At 70.3% G+C, this 16,745-nt stretch carries 16 protein-coding genes; 3 read left to right on the top strand and 13 right to left on the bottom strand.

The window, feature by feature from the left end; genetic code table 11:
• Positions 1-40: 40 nt before the first annotated feature.
• Both NQV15_RS04525 and NQV15_RS04520 read right to left on the bottom strand, forming a co-directional pair.
• A complete protein-coding gene (locus NQV15_RS04525; protein ID WP_232398415.1) occupies positions 41-1,192 on the bottom strand; it encodes an AAA family ATPase in 1,152 nt (383 codons plus the stop codon).
• Positions 1,189-1,851: a hypothetical protein gene (locus tag NQV15_RS04520; RefSeq protein WP_232398414.1), complete on the bottom strand. Its 663-nt coding sequence runs from the start codon at positions 1,849-1,851 to the stop codon at positions 1,189-1,191. The genes NQV15_RS04525 and NQV15_RS04520 overlap by 4 nt, the downstream gene beginning before the upstream one ends.
• Before the next feature lie 110 nt (positions 1,852-1,961).
• On the opposite strand from NQV15_RS04520, the gene NQV15_RS04515 reads away from it, so the two are divergent.
• Entirely contained in the window at positions 1,962-2,213 is a 252-nt protein-coding gene (locus NQV15_RS04515) for a helix-turn-helix domain-containing protein (RefSeq protein WP_232398413.1), read from the top strand.
• Here the strand turns inward: NQV15_RS04515 and NQV15_RS04510 are convergent.
• Positions 2,197-2,700 carry a hypothetical protein gene (locus NQV15_RS04510; RefSeq protein WP_232398412.1) on the bottom strand — a complete coding sequence of 168 codons (504 nt, stop codon included), beginning with the start codon at positions 2,698-2,700 and terminating at the stop codon, positions 2,197-2,199. The two genes, NQV15_RS04515 and NQV15_RS04510, sit on opposite strands and share 17 nt — an antisense overlap.
• A 113-nt stretch (positions 2,701-2,813) precedes the next feature.
• Here NQV15_RS04510 and NQV15_RS04505 point away from each other — a divergent pair, with 113 nt between their 5' ends.
• Together NQV15_RS04505 and NQV15_RS04500 are read left to right on the top strand one after the other, a co-directional pair.
• The gene (locus NQV15_RS04505; protein WP_232398411.1) at positions 2,814-3,428 is read left to right on the top strand and encodes a LysM peptidoglycan-binding domain-containing protein; all 615 of its coding nucleotides are present in this window, start codon (positions 2,814-2,816) and stop codon (positions 3,426-3,428) included.
• Positions 3,425-3,907 (top strand): Rv3235 family protein, encoded by a 483-nt coding sequence (locus NQV15_RS04500; RefSeq protein WP_232398410.1) that lies wholly within the window; start codon positions 3,425-3,427, stop codon positions 3,905-3,907. Before NQV15_RS04505 ends, NQV15_RS04500 begins: the two co-directional genes overlap by 4 nt.
• Positions 3,908-3,916: 9 nt before the next feature.
• Here NQV15_RS04500 and NQV15_RS04495 read toward each other — a convergent pair whose 3' ends face one another.
• From NQV15_RS04495 to ahcY, 10 genes are all read right to left on the bottom strand, one after another.
• On the bottom strand, positions 3,917-4,834 hold the full coding sequence (locus tag NQV15_RS04495) for an NAD-dependent epimerase/dehydratase family protein (RefSeq protein WP_232398409.1): 918 nt from the start codon (positions 4,832-4,834) through the stop codon (positions 3,917-3,919).
• A 48-nt stretch (positions 4,835-4,882) separates the two neighbouring features.
• Positions 4,883-7,588, bottom strand: coding sequence for a preprotein translocase subunit SecA (gene secA, locus NQV15_RS04490; RefSeq protein WP_455423614.1), 2,706 nt, complete (start codon positions 7,586-7,588; stop codon positions 4,883-4,885).
• Between the two features lie 93 nt (positions 7,589-7,681).
• Positions 7,682-8,902 (bottom strand): winged helix-turn-helix domain-containing protein, encoded by a 1,221-nt coding sequence (locus NQV15_RS04485; protein ID WP_232398408.1) that lies wholly within the window; start codon positions 8,900-8,902, stop codon positions 7,682-7,684.
• A gap of 2 nt (positions 8,903-8,904) precedes the next feature.
• On the bottom strand, positions 8,905-9,567 hold the full coding sequence (locus tag NQV15_RS04480) for a response regulator (RefSeq protein WP_232398407.1): 663 nt from the start codon (positions 9,565-9,567) through the stop codon (positions 8,905-8,907).
• Between the two features lie 53 nt (positions 9,568-9,620).
• Positions 9,621-10,250, bottom strand: a complete 630-nt coding sequence (gene hpf / locus NQV15_RS04475; protein WP_232398406.1) for a ribosome hibernation-promoting factor, HPF/YfiA family — start codon at positions 10,248-10,250, stop codon at positions 9,621-9,623.
• A 139-nt stretch (positions 10,251-10,389) separates the two neighbouring features.
• A complete protein-coding gene (locus NQV15_RS04470) occupies positions 10,390-11,088 on the bottom strand; it encodes a ComF family protein (protein ID WP_232398405.1) in 699 nt (232 codons plus the stop codon).
• 58 nt (positions 11,089-11,146) lie between these two features.
• A complete protein-coding gene (locus tag NQV15_RS04465; RefSeq protein WP_232398404.1) occupies positions 11,147-12,889 on the bottom strand; it encodes an LpqB family beta-propeller domain-containing protein in 1,743 nt (580 codons plus the stop codon).
• Positions 12,886-14,415 (bottom strand): MtrAB system histidine kinase MtrB, encoded by a 1,530-nt coding sequence (mtrB, locus tag NQV15_RS04460; protein WP_232398403.1) that lies wholly within the window; start codon positions 14,413-14,415, stop codon positions 12,886-12,888. Before mtrB ends, NQV15_RS04465 begins: the two co-directional genes overlap by 4 nt.
• Positions 14,416-14,425: 10 nt before the next feature.
• Entirely contained in the window at positions 14,426-15,124 is a 699-nt protein-coding gene (mtrA, locus tag NQV15_RS04455) for an MtrAB system response regulator MtrA (RefSeq protein ID WP_257125091.1), read from the bottom strand.
• 82 nt (positions 15,125-15,206) lie between these two features.
• A complete protein-coding gene (ahcY, locus tag NQV15_RS04450; RefSeq protein ID WP_232398402.1) occupies positions 15,207-16,634 on the bottom strand; it encodes an adenosylhomocysteinase in 1,428 nt (475 codons plus the stop codon).
• Positions 16,635-16,745: the final 111 nt, after the last annotated feature.

Here is a 16,745-nt window from a genome sequence, read left to right as displayed (position 1 = left end):
TCTCTCCTCGTGACGTCTTGACGAGGAAGGTACCACCGGGTCAAGCCGCGGGTCCCGTCACCGCGCGGGGCGGGACCACGACGGACAGGACATGGCCCAGGAGCACCTCGATGCGTGCCACGAACGGGGACGAGGGCGCGGCCTCCCGTGGGGCGCGACCCTTGACCGCGGCCAGGTCGAGACCGGACTGGTCGAACGGCAGGTGCACGACCGGCTCGTCACCGGTCAGGCGCGCCACGGTCGCCCGCACCTCCCGCTCCCGCCACCCCAGCGACGGGCGCATCATGTTGATGGCGATGACGTGCCGGCCACCGGGGTCGATCGCCGACAGGTCCTGGACGCCCCGGACCAGACGGGCCAGGCCCACCGGATCGGGACGACCCACCACGACGACCAGGTCGGCGGCAGCCACGACCTGCAGGGCTGTCTGGTTGCGATCTGCACCGGTGCCGGTGCCGGGCTCCAACGGCGAGGCGATGTCGACGACGACCAGCTCGGCCTCACCGCACATCCGGTCCAGCACCGTCTCGAAGGCACCGGCGCGCACCTGTGGCCACATGTCCGCCCGTGGCAGACCGGTCAGCAGCCGCAGGCCCGGGTCGACCTCCAGGAGGTGGTCGACGACCTCGCCGGGACGGCCCTGGTTCGCCGCCCGGCACGCGGCGACCAATCCGCTGACGTCGTCGAGCACGCTCAACAGCTGGCCCTGCGCGCCGCCGTAGGTGTCGGCGTCGACCAGGATCGTGTCGATCCGGCGGGCGGCGGCCGCGGAGGCCAGCGCGAGGGCCACGGTGCTGCGGCCCGGGGCCCCGGCCGGGCCCCACACCGCGACCACGGGGGCCCGACGCGCCTGTGGGCCGGCCGGGACCAGCACGTCGTGGGCGATGTCACCGAGCTGACCGATGTGCAGGCTGCGCCGGATGCCCAGCGCCGCGCAACGCTCCGGGTCTGCGCCGACGGCGGCCACGACGACACCTGAGCGACCCAGCTGGGCCACTGCGTCGACGTCGAGCCCCGGCAGGTCGGCCGACACGATCGCCGCGTTCGCCTGCCCGGTGTGCGCGACCGCCAGGAGATCGGCGACGTCGACACAGCGCCGCACGAGTCGCAGCGACGTCGACGACTCGAGCTCGCCGATGGCGGCCTGCTCCCACGCGGCGCCACCGGCGGCGAGCATGACGTCCATGGTCACGAGCCGACCCGGACCAGCGTCACGTGTCCGGCCGACACGGTGCTGATGACGTCCGGTGCCAGCCGCGAGTCGTCGACGTCGACCAGCACGGTCTGCGCCAGGGAGCCGCTCTGCGCGCCGACGTCGTTGCCGGAGTGCAGCACCCGGACGGCACCGAGGACCCGGACGGCGTCGGGGCCCGGCTCGTCCCCCGGGCCGGGCCCCACCCAGACGTCGACCAGGTCGCCCCTGGCCAGGTCGGCCGGCGCCGCACCCAGCGCCACGTTGAGCGGGAGCTGCCCGCGGGCCGCGCTCGAGCGCGGCACCAGGGAGGTCTTGGCCACCAGCGATCCCTGCGTCAAGGGCTGGGCCCAGACCAGGTCGTCCAGTGGCGCCGAGAACTGCTCGGTCGTCCTGACGTAGTCGTCCGCGGCCTCGCGCGTGAGGCGCACGCGGGCGGGACGCAGGTCGTCCTGGGTGATGGTGTCGCCGGGGACGACGTCCGCCCGTACCGACCAGTACTCGACCCGGTCGTCACCTGCTGCGGCCAGCCGGGCGCCCAGGACCGTGGCGCCCAGGACGAGCAGCACCCCGAGGACGAGCCGTGGGTCGCGCCAGGGGCGCAGCCGCAGTCGTGGAGCCGCTCGGCCCTGTCCCCTGGGCCTGCGCCAGTTCGTCATGGCACGGTTCTACCGACAACCAGCCGTCGCGTCCACCCCCTGCCGTTGTTGTCCACAACGGTGCTTCATCCGCCGCAACGGTTGACACCGTCGCATGGGAAACTGGTGCCATGCCCCCATCCAGCCCGCGGTTCCTCACGCTGGCGGACGTCGCGGAGGTGCTCAACGTGACCGTGCGGCAGGTGTACGCCCTCGTGCGGTCCGGCGAGCTGCGCGGGATCCAGATCGGCGGCCGTGGCCAGTGGCGCATCGAGAACGACCAGCTGGAGGACTACATCGCGCGGCAGTACGCGCGCGCCGACCACGACACGCGCGAGCTGGACGTGACGTCCGGCGACGGCGACATCACGTCCGACCGCTGACCATCGCGATCGCGGCCCACACGATGTCCTGACTGCGTCCGGACTGCGCCGTCACGCGCACGAAGTCGCCGCCGACGACATCGGGGACGCCCTCGCGGGCGCTGCCGTCCACGAGCCGGATCGTGACGGGCTCGCCGGCGTCCCGCAGTGCGCGAAAGACCTGACCCCAGCCCAGCGCGGCCCCGACCCGGCCGACCTCGTCGGCCCGCCGTTGCGCGGAGTGGACCACGAGCACGGCCCGGGTGGCGATGACGTGGTCCACGCGGTCGCCGCTGACCTGCAGCAGGCGTTCGTTGACGAGCGTGGCGCGGCCCTCGATGCGTCCCGCGCCCAGGACCTCCAGGGCCACCGTGCCGCCGGCCAGGTCACGCCACGAGGTCTGGGCCCACTGCTCGTCGCGCAGCTCCGCGACGAGCGCGTCCCGCTCGTCGCGCTCGATGTCGGAGGCCTGCGCCTCCAGGTCTTGGAACAGTCGGTCCCACCGCACAGCCGCACGCTATCCCACCGTCCACAGGCCCACCCGCGATTCGTTGACACCTGTCAACTAGAGGTCTTTGATGAGTTCAAACGTCATCAAACGTCATCAAAGGCAGGCGCGGCATGCGACTCTCCCGCATCGGATGGGCCCTCACCGCGGTCTCGGCAGCCGTCGTCGCCCTGCTGGCCCACGATGCCGCCGCGCTCGTGCGGGAGGTGCGCGGGCCGTCGTTCCCCGACGCGCTGATCGCCGCCGCCTCCTTGTGCCTGCTGGCGGTGGCCGCCTGGTCGCTGCTGGCCGCGGCGCTCGTTGTGCTGGGCGGGTCATCGCGCCTTCTGGCGGCCGTCACGCCGACGATCCTGCGCAGGGCGCTCATCGCTGGCGCGACGGGTGTCCTGGTCGCCGCGCCGGCGCAGGCCGGGCAGCTCGCGGCCCCGGACGTACCCGCTCACTCCGTCAGTGGGTTGCGGCTCCCCGACCGGCCCGACGCCACGGAGACCACGGTGCCGGCGGCGCAGAAGCGTACTGCCGCCGCGGCCGAGACGGTCCGGGTGCGACCGGGCGACACGCTGTGGAGCATCGCCGCCCGCTCCCTGCCCCACGACGCGTCCCCCGCCGACATCGCGCACGCGATGCGGCGCTGGCACGACACCAACCGGGACGTCATCGGTGCCGATCCCGACCGCATCTTCCCCTCGCAGCGACTCACGCCACCCTCCGGGAAGGACCACCCATGAAGACCGCCACCACCCTGCTCGCGCCGCCGCCCCACGTGCCGTTCAACGATGCCGTCGAGCCGGCCGCGGGGCAGATCGCGTTGCCGTTCCCGGGGATGACGCCGGTGCTGCCGGCCCCTGTGGAGCGCGGCGACGCCCGGCCGATCAGGGAGCGGTCGGCCCGGTTCATGCAGGCGCTGGTCGAGGTGCTGTCCGGTGAGCGCCCGGTGCGCCAGCTCGCGGCGTGGATGGCCCCTGACGTCTACGCCCAGCTGACGAGTCGCCTGTCGGCCCACGCGCGGGTGCCGCTGCGGGCCCGGTCGGGCCGCGGTGCACGCATCGTCTCGGTACACGTCGCGATGGTGCACGACGAGGCTGCCGAGATCGCCGGCCGCATGGTGCACCGCGGACGGTCGCGGGCGATCGCGGTCAGGCTGGAGCTCCAGGAGACCCACCGCGGCGACAAGGTGTGGCGCTGCACGGCCCTGGTGTGGGCCTAGGCGAGCCGGCTATCGAAGTCCGGCCTCGAGCTCGGCGAGCGCCTGGGCCAGGTCGACCCGCGGGGTCCACCCCCAGCCGGCTGCCCGATCCGTCACGATCCTGCCGGTCCAGGCCGGCTTGTCCTCCCAGACCGGCTCCATGCCCAGCGCGCCCGCGACGACGCTCCAGTAGTCGCGAGCCGTCGCCGGGCCGGCCGCCACGTTGACGGGCGTGCAGCCACCATCGACCGGGCCGTCCGTCACATCGGCGGCCGCCGCGACGCGTCCCACCGCGAGATCGGCGACGATCGAGGACAGGTCGTCCACGTGGACCCACGCGAAGCTCTGGTCAGCGACCGCGTGGGGCGCGGAGGCGGCATCACGCACGGCGGCCGGACGTTGTGTGTTCCAGACCGAGGACCCTCCCGCGCCGAGGATCGCCGGCGGACGCACCAGCACCCGCGTGATGCCGTCGACACCGGCCAGGGCGATGTCGGTGTCGCGCTTGACGACCGCGTAGTCGCCGGCCTCGTCGGGCACCAAGGCCGCATCCTCGTCGACGTCGCCCGTCCCCGGTGAGCGGTCGTAGACGGCGGTCGTCGAGATGTGCACCAGGCGCTCCACGCCGGCACCGACCGCCGCACGCGCGAACTCGGTGGTGCCCTTCACCGCGACGTCCAGCTGGGTCTGCCGGTCGTCGCTGGTCATCGGATACACCGTCGTGACGGCCGCGTCAGCGCCGGCCAGCACGGTGGAGGCAAAGGCCGGGTCGGCGAAGTCGCCGACCCGTTCCTCGACCCCGGGCAGCGTCGGTGCCGTGCCCGGGCGCCGCACCACGGCCCGCACCGCGGCGCCCCGCTCGGCCAGGGCCGCGCAGACCCGGGAACCGACGAAGCCATTGGCTCCCGTCACGACGACAGTGGGCTGGGTGGTGGGCCGCTCAGTCATGCTGTCCACCATGGCACGCGGCCCCCGACGGGGCGAGGGCCGCGACGCCTAGCGGTTGTTCTTGCGGCTCTTGCGCTGCTGCTTGGCCTTCTGGCGAGCCTTGTTCTTGGCATTGGCCTGACGGCGTGCCTCCGACTCCGGGCTCTCCTCCTCGACGAGGGTCTCGCCGCGGACCTCGGCCTCGCCGTCCTCGCTGGGAGCAGAGTAGGACAGCGCCTGCGGGGCGGACTTCACGCCCAGGCCCTTGGCCGACAGCTGCAGCGCCTCGTCGTCCTCGTCGTCCTCGGTCGTCTCGACCTGGACCTCGAGGTTGAACAGGAAGCCGACCGATTCCTCGGCGATGCCCTCCATCATGGCGCTGAACAGCTCGAAGCCCTCGCGCTGGTACTCGACCAGCGGATCGCGCTGCGAGTAGGCGCGCAGGCCGATGCCCTCGCGCAGGTAGTCCATCTCGTACAGGTGCTCGCGCCACTTGCGGTCCAGCACGCTGAGCACGACGCGACGCTCGAGCTCGCGCATGACCTCGCTGCCGAGCTCCTCCTCGCGGTTCTTGTACGCCTGCAGCGCATCGGCCTCGATGCGCTCCTTGAGCGTCTCGCGGCTCAGACCCTCGCGGCCGCCGACCTCTTCCTCGACCTCCTCGATCGTCACGCCGACCGGGTAGAGGGTCCCGAGGGCCGTCCACAGCTGCTGGAGCTCCCACTCCTCGGGGAAGCCCTCGGTCGCACCGGTGACGTAGGCGCCCGTGACCTCGCCGATCATCGAGGTGATCCACTCGTGCATGTCCTCGCCCTCGAGGACGCGGCGACGCTCGGCGTAGATGACCTCGCGCTGGCGGCTCATGACGTCGTCGTACTTGAGGATGTTCTTGCGGGTGTCGAAGTTCTGCGCCTCGACCTGGGCCTGCGCCGACGCGATCGCGCCGGTGACCCGCTTGTTCTCGATCGGGACGTCGTCGGGGATCTTCATGGTCTGCAGCACCCAGTTGACCCAGTCGGCCTTGAACAGGCGCATCAGGTCGTCCTCGAGCGACAGGTAGAAGCGGGTCTCGCCCGGATCGCCCTGACGGCCGGAACGACCGCGCAGCTGGTTGTCGATGCGACGCGACTCGTGACGTTCGGTGCCGATGACGGCCAGGCCGCCGGCCCGCGCGACCTCGTCGTGCTCAGCGGCGACCTGCTCCTCCATCTGCTTGAGCATGTCGGGCCACGCGGCCTCGTACGCCTCGGAGTCCTCGAGCGGGTCGAGGCCCTTCTTGCGCAGGGCCGCATCGGCCAGGAACTCGACGCTTCCGCCGAGCATGATGTCGGTGCCTCGTCCGGCCATGTTGGTCGCGACGGTCACGGCGCCCTTGTGGCCGGCCATCGCGACGATCGCGGCCTCGCGGTCGTGCTGCTTGGCGTTGAGCACCTCGTGGGGGATGCCGCGCTTCGTGAGCTGCTTGGACAGCCGCTCGCTCTTGGCGACGCTGGTCGTGCCGACCAGGATCGGCTGGCCGTTCGCGTGCCGCTCGACGATGTCCTCGACGACGGCGTCGAACTTGGCCTGCTCGGTGCGGTAGACCAGATCGGGCTGGTCGACGCGGGCCACCGGACGGTTGGTCGGGATGGGCACGACGCCGAGCTTGTAGATCTTGTCGAACTCGGAGGCCTCGGTCATGGCCGTACCGGTCATGCCGCCGAGCTTGTCGTACAGGCGGAAGTAGTTCTGCAGCGTGATCGTGGCCAGGGTCTGGTACTCCTCGCGGATGCGCACGCCCTCCTTGGCCTCGATCGCCTGGTGCAGGCCTTCGTTGTAGCGGCGCCCGTCCAGGATGCGGCCGGTGTGCTCGTCGACGATCAGGACCTCACCGTCCATGACGACGTAGTCCTTGTCGTTCTTGAACAGCTCCTTGGCCTTGATCGCGTTGTTCAGGAAGCTGATGAGCGGCGTGTTGACCGCGTCGTAGAGGTTGTCGATGCCGAGCTGGTCCTCGACGCGGTCGATGCCCTCCTCGGTGACCGAGATCGTGCGCTTCTTCTCGTCGACCTCGTAGTGCTCGTTGATCTTCATCGCGCCGACGATGCGAGCGAACTCGCCGTACCACTTGACCTCTTCCTCGGTGGGTCCGGAGATGATCAGCGGCGTACGGGCCTCGTCGATCAGGATCGAGTCGACCTCGTCGACGACGGCGAAGTTGTGACCGCGCTGGACGCAGTCGGCGATGTCGTCGGCCATGTTGTCGCGCAGGTAGTCGAAGCCGAACTCGTTGTTGGTTCCGTACGTGATGTCGGCGGCGTAGGACTCGCGGCGCTCGGCCGGGGTCATGGTCGGCAGGATCTGCCCGACGCTGAGGCCGAGGAAGTGGTGCACACGGCCCATCCACTCGGCGTGGTACTTGGCCAGGTAGTCGTTGACCGTGACGACGTGGACACCCTTGCCCGACAGCGCGTTCAGGTAGGCCGGCAGCGTCGAGACGAGGGTCTTGCCCTCGCCGGTCTTCATCTCGGCGATGTTGCCCAGGTGCAGCGCGGCGCCACCCATGATCTGCACGTCGAAGTGGCGCTGGCCGAGCACGCGACGTGCTGCCTCGCGCACCGTCGCGAAGGCCTCGGGCATGAGGTCGTCGAGCGTCTCCCCGGCGGCGATCCGCTCGCGGAACTCGTCGGTCATACCGCGAAGCTCGTCATCGCTCATCGCACGGAACTCGTCCTCGATGGCGTTGACCTGCTTGGCGATGGCCTCGAGCTGCTTGAGGACCTTGCCTTCGCCCATGCGAAGGATCTTGTCAATGACCTTGGGCACGAAAATGCACTCCTGGGACGGCTGGTGCTGCACGACGCTCACCGAATGAAGACGGGAACCTTCTCAGTCTAGAACAGAGGCAAGGGCACGCGTGAGTTCCCCGGCCAGATCACCCTTCGCGGGTGGCGCGACCGAGCCCAGCCCGAGCCAGTCCGCCATGAGCCGCAGCTCCGCGGCCAGCTCGCCGGCGGTGTGGGCCGGGGCGTGGTCCTCGGCCCAGGCGCCGTGCACCACCAGGACCCCGGCCTGGCGGTCGGCCTTGAGGTCGACCCGGGCGACGAGCCGGTCGCCCAGCAGGAACGGCAGCACGTAGTAGCCGTGGACCCGCTGGTCGGCCGGGACGTAGATCTCGATGCGGTAGCGGAAGCCGAAGAGACGCTCCGCCCGCGTGCGCTCGAACACCAGGGGGTCGAACGGGCTCAGCAGTGCGCGCGCCTGGACCTTGCGGGACAGGACGGCATCACGGTGCAGGTAGGCCGGCCGGTTCCAGCCCGCGATCGTGGCCGGGAGCAGCTCACCGGTCTCGAGCAGGTCCTCGATCGCCGCCTTGGTGGGCCCCGGCTGCAGGCGGAAGTAGTCCCGCAGGCACTGCGCGGTCCCGACCCCGAGAGCGCGAGCAGCGTGGCCGACCAGCTCGCGGTGCGCCTCGGCGGCGTCCAGCGGCGGAGCCTCCAGCTGCGCGCGCGGGATCACCCGCTCCGGCAGGTCGTAGACACGTTCGAAGGCGGAGTTGCGTCGCGCCGCCGTCACCTGACCCTTGTAGAACAGGTACTCCAGCGCGGCCTTGACCTCCGACCAGTTCCACCCCCAGTTGTCACGCTGCCGAGGCACGTCGTGCTCGATCTCGCGCGCCGTCAGCGGCCCGTTCGCGCGCACCTCGTCCAGCACCCACTCCACGAACTCGGGCTTGTCGCGGGCGATGCGGATCATGCCGCCCCACATGCGCGCGCCGGCCTCCATCCGGAACTGGAAGGCCTGCCACAGGTTGACGTCGACCAGCGCGGCCTCGTGGGCCCAGTACTCGAACAGACGCCGCGGTGCCCGGCCGGACGCCCGGTGCAGGAGCTCGACGTCGTACGGGCCCAGCCGTGAGAACAACGGCATGTAGTGGGCGCGCTGCAGGACGTTGACCGAGTCGATCTGGAAGAAGCCCAGCCTCTCGATCACCCGAGCGATGTGGGCGGACCCGACGTCTCGACTCAGGCCGACCCGCGGCCGGGTGAAGCCCTGGGCCGCCAGTGCGATCCGGCGGGCCTGCAGGACCGTGAGCTGCTGCGGCGTCACGCTCAGGGCATGTCGTCGACGAGCTTGCTGCGCACGGCGTACATGGCCGCCTCCATGCGCGACTTCATCTGCAGCTTCTCCAATATGTTGCGGATGTGGTTCTTCACCGTGTTCTCGCTGATGAACAGCTCCTCGGCGATCTCCCGGTTGCTCAGTCCCCGGGCGACATGGCGCAGGACACCGAGCTCACGCGGCGTCAGGTTGGTCGCCGGCGCCGGGCTCTTGGACATCTGCACGAACTCGTCGAGCAGCTTGGTGGCCATGCTCGGGCTGATCAGCGACTGCCCGGACGCCACGAGGCGGACGGCCTCGGCCACCTGCTCATAGGTCGAACCGTCCTTGAGCAGGTAGCCGGAGGCGCCGCTTCGAATCGCTGCGTACAGATCCGACTCGTCATCGCTGGCCGTGAGCATGATGATGCCGGTCGTCGGGGACATCTCCTTGATCGCCGCGCACACCTCGACCCCGCTGCGCCCGGGCATCCGGACGTCCAGCAGCACGATGTCGAACGGGTTCTCGCGAACCAGCTCCAGCGCCTTGTCCCCGTCGTCGACCTCTTCGAGCTCGAGCGCCTCATCGGCTCCCAGCACCATCTTGACGCCGCGCCGGAAGAGCTCCTGATCATCGACCAACAGGACGCGGATGCTGTCTCCCCGGGAAGTCACGCGTCGATCATGCCACGGAACCAGCTCAGGTGGCACCGCTCAGCGCTTCGCGCTCACTCCGTGACGTCGAGGTGGATCACGCCGTAGTCGTATCCCTTGCGCAGGTAGACCACGCTGGGGCGCATCGAGTCCTTCTCCATGAACAGGTAGAAGTCGTGGCCCACGAGCTCCATCTCGTACATCGCCTGCTCGAGCGTCATCGGAGTACCCTGGTGGGTCTTCTCGCGCACCACGAGCGGGCAGTCGCCCTGGACCTCGATCGGTCCGGCCATGCTGCGCGGCACGTCGTCGTCGGCAGGCTCGTCCAGGACCAGGTCCTCGATGTCGGTCGTCGCCAGGGCCTCGGCGACGGAGGTCGGACGCTTCTCGCCGCGGTGGATGCGCTGACGGTCCACCGCCCGGCGCAGGCGCGACTCGAGCTTGTCGATCGCGGCGTCGAGCGCGGAGTGCTGGTCGGTCGACGTGGCCTCCGCGCGCACGGCCGGCCCGCGGGAGCGCAGCGTCATCTCGACCTTGGCGGCCGTGTCGTGCTGGCGGGGGTTCTTCTCGTGGGTGACCTCGACCTCGACCCGATTGATCTTCTGACGGGAGTCGTACTTCTCGAGCCGGAGAAGCTTGTCCGCGACGCGCTCCTTGAAGCTCTCGGAGATCTCGCTGTTGCGACCGTTGACGACAATTTCCATTAGGACTCCTCGTTTCGGTTCGCGCTGGTGGGCGCCTTCCTCATGCCATATCTGCGACGGTAGACCGCCCCCTTGCGGATCACCAGCGCGGGGGGTAACTTCCTCCCGCGCTCTCAGGAATGCCAGTGTGTGATCCTGCTCACACGGCGCCGGGCGCCGGTCTCGTCCTCGCCGTGGCACTGATCGCCGCCACGCCGATCGGTCGCCGACCGACCACTCGCAGGGCCCGCACGGCCTCCGCAGCCGTGGCTCCCGTCGTCAGGATGTCGTCGACGACCACCACGGGCCCCGGGGTGCGGGGACGCCGCGGACGGCACACGAACGCACCATCCAGATTCTCCTGGCGCGCCACCGCATCCAGACCCGCCTGGTCCCGGACGCCACGGCTGTGGCGCAGCGCCTGCTCCACCTCGACGTCGACTCCGACCTGCGCCAGCAGACGCGCCGAGGCCCGAGCCAGCTCGTCGACCAGGTCCCGTCCACGGACGCGGCGGCTCCGCCGGGACGTGGGCACCGGCACGAGCAGCACCGGATCGGGATGGGACACGTGGGCCAGGACGGATGCCGCGAGGTGGTGCGCCAGGAGATCGGTCAGTCGGCTGACGCCCTCCTCCTTCCAGGCCAGCACGATCCGTCGCATCGTCGAGGCGTGGACGCCCGACGCGACGCACGGGACGTCGCCCGACCGCAGGCCCGGAGCCGCGAGGTCCCGGACCACGAACGGTTGGGGCCCGACGCCCGCTCCGCAGTCGCGGCACAGCACCAGCGCCGCGCCCCCGCAGGCGGCGCACCGCGCACCGAGGAGCAGGTCCGCGACGGGGACGACGAGATGGCGCACCCCGCCACGATGCGTCAGGGACGGGACCGACACCAGCCTTCGCCGCCGGCCTGTGGGGTCAGCGGCCGTAGCTCAGCCCTGTGGCCGGCGGGGTGTCGATCATCCGCCAGGAGCCGCCCCTCGGCAGGTACCACAGCCGTCGGCGCGCGTCACTGACGTGGAGCGTCCCGGTGCCGCCCTGCGCGATCGCGAGGCCGCGGGCTCGGACATCGGGCAGCAGGGAGCCGCTGCGGGCCACCTCGCTGGTAGTCCGCGAGCCGTCGATCTGCACCTGGTAGATCTGCACACCGGCCTGGCTGTCACCGAGGAAGGACAGCTCGGTCGGCGACGACCAGGAAGCCGCTCGCGGCCCGCTCACCGTCGTGAAGACACGGGACGGGAGGCCCAGCCCCAGCACCTGGTCCTTGACGTCCCGCACGACCTCGCCGACGTACATCCGCCGGCCGGCCGTGACCGCGTACCGGGTGTCGTCCGGGGAGATCTTGAACGAGGTGACGTCCAGACGGGCGAGTCCGGGGACCGCGATCTGGACCTGCTGCTGGTCGGACACGACGCGGACGCGGGTGCCGCCGGCCGCGCGGTCGACGAGCCACAGCCGCCCGTCGGAGTCCCAGTCGGGCTCGATGAAGTCGTTGCCGCCGACCGTGAGCGGCGCCGATCCGTCGCGCGACGTCACCCTGACGGCGTCGTCGCCGGGGAGCACACCCGCGACACCCGACTGCGACACCGCGACCAGCTCGGCGCCGCGCGCATTCTTGCCCCATCGTCCGCTGATCGGGATGATCCGGCCGTCGTCGATCTCGGCGACCCTGTTCTCCACGACGGCATAGGTGCGACCGCGGGCCGTGCTGGGTCCGTAGCCACCCCAGGCCTGCACCGGTTGGATCTCGTCGCCGCCAGCGGTCAGTGCGGTGTCGCCGCCCAGCAGCCGGACGCCCTCCACACCCGGGGCCTGCCGGAGGGTCCAGACGACCTGCGCCGAGAGGTGGTCCCGGGCGGTGTCAGTGGCATCGGCGAGGTCGTCGGTGAACTCGACATCGGCGACGCCGTCGTCCGACACCGGCACGGACGGTCGCAGTCCGGTTCTCGGCGGCACATAGGTGCGCATCGACTCCACCGAGTCCGGCGCCGGGCCGCCCGCCAGGCTCGTGAGCAGCGTCGTCGCGAGCTGGTCGCCCACCACGAGGTACACGGGGTCGGGGACGAGGCGTCGACCCGGTCGGTCGAAGAAGTACAGGTCGAACGATCGGAAGTAGTCGGTGAAGAACTTCTCGTTGACCAGCAGGCCGTCCTGCGGGTCGGTGATCCGCCACTCCCCCTTGACCTGCTGCAGCGTGTAGGTGAGCGCCGCCGGGACGGCCCGACGGGCGTAGCGGCCCTGCCGGTCCAGGCGCGCGGCCTCGGTGAACCCCAGGCGCACCTTGACCGGCTCCGACGGGTCCTCGGCCGCACTGGGGCGCCCGTCGACGTCCAGCGCTCCGCCCACCTCGGGCCCGGAGTAGATCCGGACCTGCGAGGAGGAGACCCAGTCACGAGCCGCGCGCCGCGTCAGGAACGCCGATGCGGTGCGTGAGGACGCCGGGAAGGCCAGCATCGCATCGAGGTAGCCGCGCACGATCTGCTCGGGCGTCGCTCCCGGCAATGGGCGGGCCGGGGCGTAGCGGACGGCGCTCTGGCCCAGACCGCCGTCGTCGGCGACCTTGGTGACCGGACCGGACGACGGGATGCCCGCACAGCCCGACACGACCGCGACGGCCAGCCCGCCGGCGATCAGGCGACGGATGCTGCGCAGCCGCATCATGCGAACACCGAGACGAGAGGTGGGTGCTTGGCCGATCCCTCAGGCTTGGGCAGCGTCAGGATGAACTCGCTGCCGGCACCGGGACGCCCCCAGGCCTGCAGCGTCCCGCCGTGCAGGGCCGCGTCCTCGCGCGAGATCGCCAGTCCCAGGCCGGTGCCGCCCTGCGCGCGGGCGGGATCGGCGCGCCAGAACCGGTCGAAGACCCGGATGGCCTCGTCGCCGGACAGGCCCACGCCGAAGTCGCGGACCGCGAGGCTGACGGACTCGTCATTCTGGGCGACCCGGATCTCGACGACGGGTGACTGGCTGTACTTGGCCGCATTGGCCAGCAGGTTGCGCACGATGCGGTCGATCCTGCGTGGATCGGCCTCGACCACTGCGGGATGCTCGACGCCGACCAGGCGAACCGTGATGCCGGCTCGCTCCAGGACGGGATCATCGGCTGCGTCCCGGGCGACCTGCGCCAGATCGACCAGGTCGAGCTCGAGGTCGGCCGCTCCCGCGTCGAACCGGCTGAGATCGAGCAGATCGGACAGCAGGGACTCGAACCGGTCCAGCTCCCGCTTGAGCAGCTCCGCGGACCGCGCCGTCTGGGGGTCGAACCGGTCCCGTGAGTCGTACAGGACCTCGCTGGCCATCTGCACGGTGGTCAGCGGCGTCCGCAGCTCGTGGGACACGTCCGACACGAACCGCTGCTGCACCCGCGACAGGTTCTCGAGCCGCCGGATCTGGCTCTGCAGGCTGGCCGCCATCTGGTTGAAGGACGAGCTGAGCCGGGCGATGTCGTCCTCTCCGGAGACGTGCATGCGCTGCTCGAGGTTGCCGCTGGCGTAGCGCTCGGCGATGCGGCGCGCGAGCCGCACGGGGTCGAGCACCTGCCGGGACACCAGCCACGCCACCCCGCCGACCATGAGCACCATGGCGATCCCGCCGAGCAGCAGCGCGCGGCGCACGAGGTCGAGGGTCTCCTGCTGGTCGGCCAGCGAGAACAGGTAGAACAGCGCATACGTGTCCCCGCTGCCCGGCGCCCGCAGCTGGCTGCCGACCACGACGGACGCGTCCCGCGTCGACGAGCCCAGCAGGGCCAGGTCGGAGTAGCGCCAGAACGTCCCGGGCCCGGACCGCACGGCGTCCGAGAGGTCGCGCGGCAGGGAGTCCGGGTCGATCGCGGCCGACGAGCGGATGGGGACCTCGCCGTCCTCGGTCAGGAGCGGCCCCTCCAGCACGAGCTCGTACGTCCTGCTGGCCCCGCGCGAGCGGGTCAGGGAGTCGACCATCTGGGTCAGCACCTGCGACTGGGTGGACGTCTCGGTGTCGACCGCGGCGTCGAGCTGGGTCTGCGCGTAGTCGAAGCCCGACCGCGCCTCGGAGATCGCCGTCGAGCGGCGACTGTCGGCCAGGCCGTCGGCGACGTCGCGCAGCAGCGCCCAGCCGGTCAGCGTGACGACCAGGGTGCTCAGCAGGATCGTGCTGGTCACGACCCGCGCCTGGATCGAGCGACGCCACAACCGGCCGAGGCTGGGCATCAGCGCGCCGTCATGAGCCCGGGAGGATCGCTTGGTACCCGACCCCCCGGACGGTGCGGATGACCTGGGGGTTCTCGGCGTCGTCCTCGATCTTGGAGCGCAGGCGGGTCATGTGGACGTTGACCAGCTTGGTGTCGCCCGGGTGGTGGTATCCCCACACCTTCTGCAGGAGGGACTCGCGGGTGAAGACCTGCGAGGGATCGCCCAGCAGACAGGCCAGCAGGTCGAACTCCAGCGGGGTCAGCTCCAGCGGCTCGCCCTTGCGCGACACCGTGTGTCCGGCGGGGTCCAGGACGATGTCACCGAACACGAGCGTCTCGGCGATCTGGTCCGAGCGACGCAGGCGGGCCCGGACGCGGGCGACGAGCTCGGTGTTCTTGAACGGCTTGGTGATGTAGTCGTCGGCGCCGGCCTCGAGCCCCGCGACGACGTCGGGGGTGTCGGACTTGGCCGTCAGCATGATGATCGGGACGCCGGACGCGGCACGGATCTGACGGCACACGCTCATGCCGTCCAGCCCCGGCAGCATCAGGTCGAGCAGCACGACATCGGGCTTGAACTGGGCGAATGCGGACATGACCCGGTCCCCGGAGCGGCACACCGCCGTGGTCAGGCCCTCGCCCTCCAGGACGATCGTCAGCATCTCGGCGAGCGAGGCGTCATCGTCGACGACAAGCACCCGGTCGCGCTTGGTCCGTCGGTAGCTCACGCGTCAATAGTACGGAGCCACCGACGTGAACGAGCGCCAGATGCAGACATCTGGCGCTCGTTCACGACTGCTAGGTGAAATCTCAGTAGCGGTAGTGGTCCGACTTGTACGGGCCCGCCACGTCGACGCCGAGGTAGGCGGCCTGCTCCTTGCTCAGCTCGGTGAGCTCGACGCCGAGGGCATCCAGGTGCAGACGGGCGACCTCCTCGTCGAGGTGCTTGGGCAGGACGTGCACGCCCAGCTCGTACTGGCTGGCCTTGCTGTAGAGCTCGATCTGCGCCAGCACCTGGTTGGTGAAGGAGTTCGACATCACGAACGAGGGGTGGCCCGTCGCGTTGCCGAGGTTCAGCAGGCGTCCCTCGGACAGCACGATGATCTTCTTGCCGTCGGGGAAGATCCACTGGTGGACCTGGGGCTTGATCTCGTCCTTGACGATGCCGGGGATCTTGGCCAGGCCGGCCATGTTGATCTCGTTGTCGAAGTGACCGATGTTGCCGACGATCGCCTGGTGCTTCATCTTCTCGAAGTGCTCGACCCGGATGATGTCGAAGTTGCCGGTCGTGGTGACGAAGATGTCGGCGGTCTCGACGACCGACTCGAGGCGCTTGACCTCGTAGCCGTCCATCGCGGCCTGCAGTGCGCAGATCGGGTCGATCTCGGTGACGATGACGCGAGCGCCCTGGCCGCGCAGCGACTCCGCCGAGCCCTTGCCCACGTCGCCGTAGCCGCACACGACGGCGACCTTGCCGCCGATCATGACGTCGGTGGCGCGGTTGAGGCCGTCGATCAGCGAGTGGCGGCAGCCGTACTTGTTGTCGAACTTGCTCTTGGTGACCGAGTCGTTGACGTTGATCGCCGGGAACAGCAGCGTGCCGTCACGGAAACGGTCGTACAGGCGCAGGACGCCGGTCGTGGTCTCCTCGGAGACGCCCTTGATGTCCTTGGCGATGTTGGTCCAGTGCTGCGGCTTGTTGGCGACCGAACGGGCCAGGACGCGCAGCACCTCCTTGAACTCCTCGTTGTCGGTGCTGTCCTGCGAGGGGACGACGCCGGTCTTCTCGTACTCGACGCCCAGGTGCAGCAGCATCGTGATGTCGCCGCCGTCGTCGAGCAGCACGTTCGGGCCGCCCTCGGCGAAGTCGAAGACCTTCTCGGCCTCGTCCCAGTACTCGGCCAGGGTCTCGCCCTTCCACGCGAACACGGGGGTGCCCTGCGGGTTGTCGACGGTGCCGTTGCGGCCGACGACGACCGCGGCCGCGGCGTGGTCCTGGGTGGAGAAGATGTTGCAGGTGGCCCAGCGGACATCGGCGCCCAGGTCCACGAGGGTCTCGATCAGCACGGCGGTCTGGATCGTCATGTGCAGCGATCCCGCGATGCGCGCCCCGGCCAGCGGCTTGTCCTTGCCATAACGCTCGCGCATGGCCATGAGGCCCGGCATCTCGTGCTCGGCGAGGTCGATCTCCTTGCGACCGTATTCCGCAAGGGAGAGGTCAGCGACGTTGTAATCCATGGCGACAGCCTACCGGCGGACCCCCACTCCCACCCAATCAAACACCGGGTCGGTACGGCGCCCCGAACGTCCGCTCAGCCCCTTGCATTGCGAACCGCAACCATTAAATTG

Source organism: Aeromicrobium wangtongii (assembly GCF_024584515.1).
In the GTDB taxonomy this organism is placed as follows: domain Bacteria; phylum Actinomycetota; class Actinomycetes; order Propionibacteriales; family Nocardioidaceae; genus Aeromicrobium; species Aeromicrobium wangtongii.
Note: the sequence above shows the minus strand (reverse complement) of the source record. Positions and strands in the feature narration are given on the sequence as shown.

Excerpts from the sequence above, each read along its gene's own strand:
- secA (WP_455423614.1), bottom strand. The coding sequence starts at position 7,588 with ATGGGCGAAGGCAAGGTCCTCAAGCAGCTCGAGGCCATCGCCAAGCAG.
- NQV15_RS04505 (WP_232398411.1), top strand. The coding sequence starts at position 2,814 with ATGCGACTCTCCCGCATCGGATGGGCCCTCACCGCGGTCTCGGCAGCC.
- hpf (WP_232398406.1), bottom strand. The coding sequence starts at position 10,250 with ATGGAAATTGTCGTCAACGGTCGCAACAGCGAGATCTCCGAGAGCTTC.
- ahcY (WP_232398402.1), bottom strand. The coding sequence starts at position 16,634 with ATGGATTACAACGTCGCTGACCTCTCCCTTGCGGAATACGGTCGCAAG.
- mtrB (WP_232398403.1), bottom strand. The coding sequence starts at position 14,415 with ATGCCCAGCCTCGGCCGGTTGTGGCGTCGCTCGATCCAGGCGCGGGTC.
- NQV15_RS04465 (WP_232398404.1), bottom strand. The coding sequence starts at position 12,889 with ATGATGCGGCTGCGCAGCATCCGTCGCCTGATCGCCGGCGGGCTGGCC.
- NQV15_RS04500 (WP_232398410.1), top strand. The coding sequence starts at position 3,425 with ATGAAGACCGCCACCACCCTGCTCGCGCCGCCGCCCCACGTGCCGTTC.
- NQV15_RS04495 (WP_232398409.1), bottom strand. The coding sequence starts at position 4,834 with ATGACTGAGCGGCCCACCACCCAGCCCACTGTCGTCGTGACGGGAGCC.
- NQV15_RS04520 (WP_232398414.1), bottom strand. The coding sequence starts at position 1,851 with ATGACGAACTGGCGCAGGCCCAGGGGACAGGGCCGAGCGGCTCCACGA.
- NQV15_RS04515 (WP_232398413.1), top strand. The coding sequence starts at position 1,962 with ATGCCCCCATCCAGCCCGCGGTTCCTCACGCTGGCGGACGTCGCGGAG.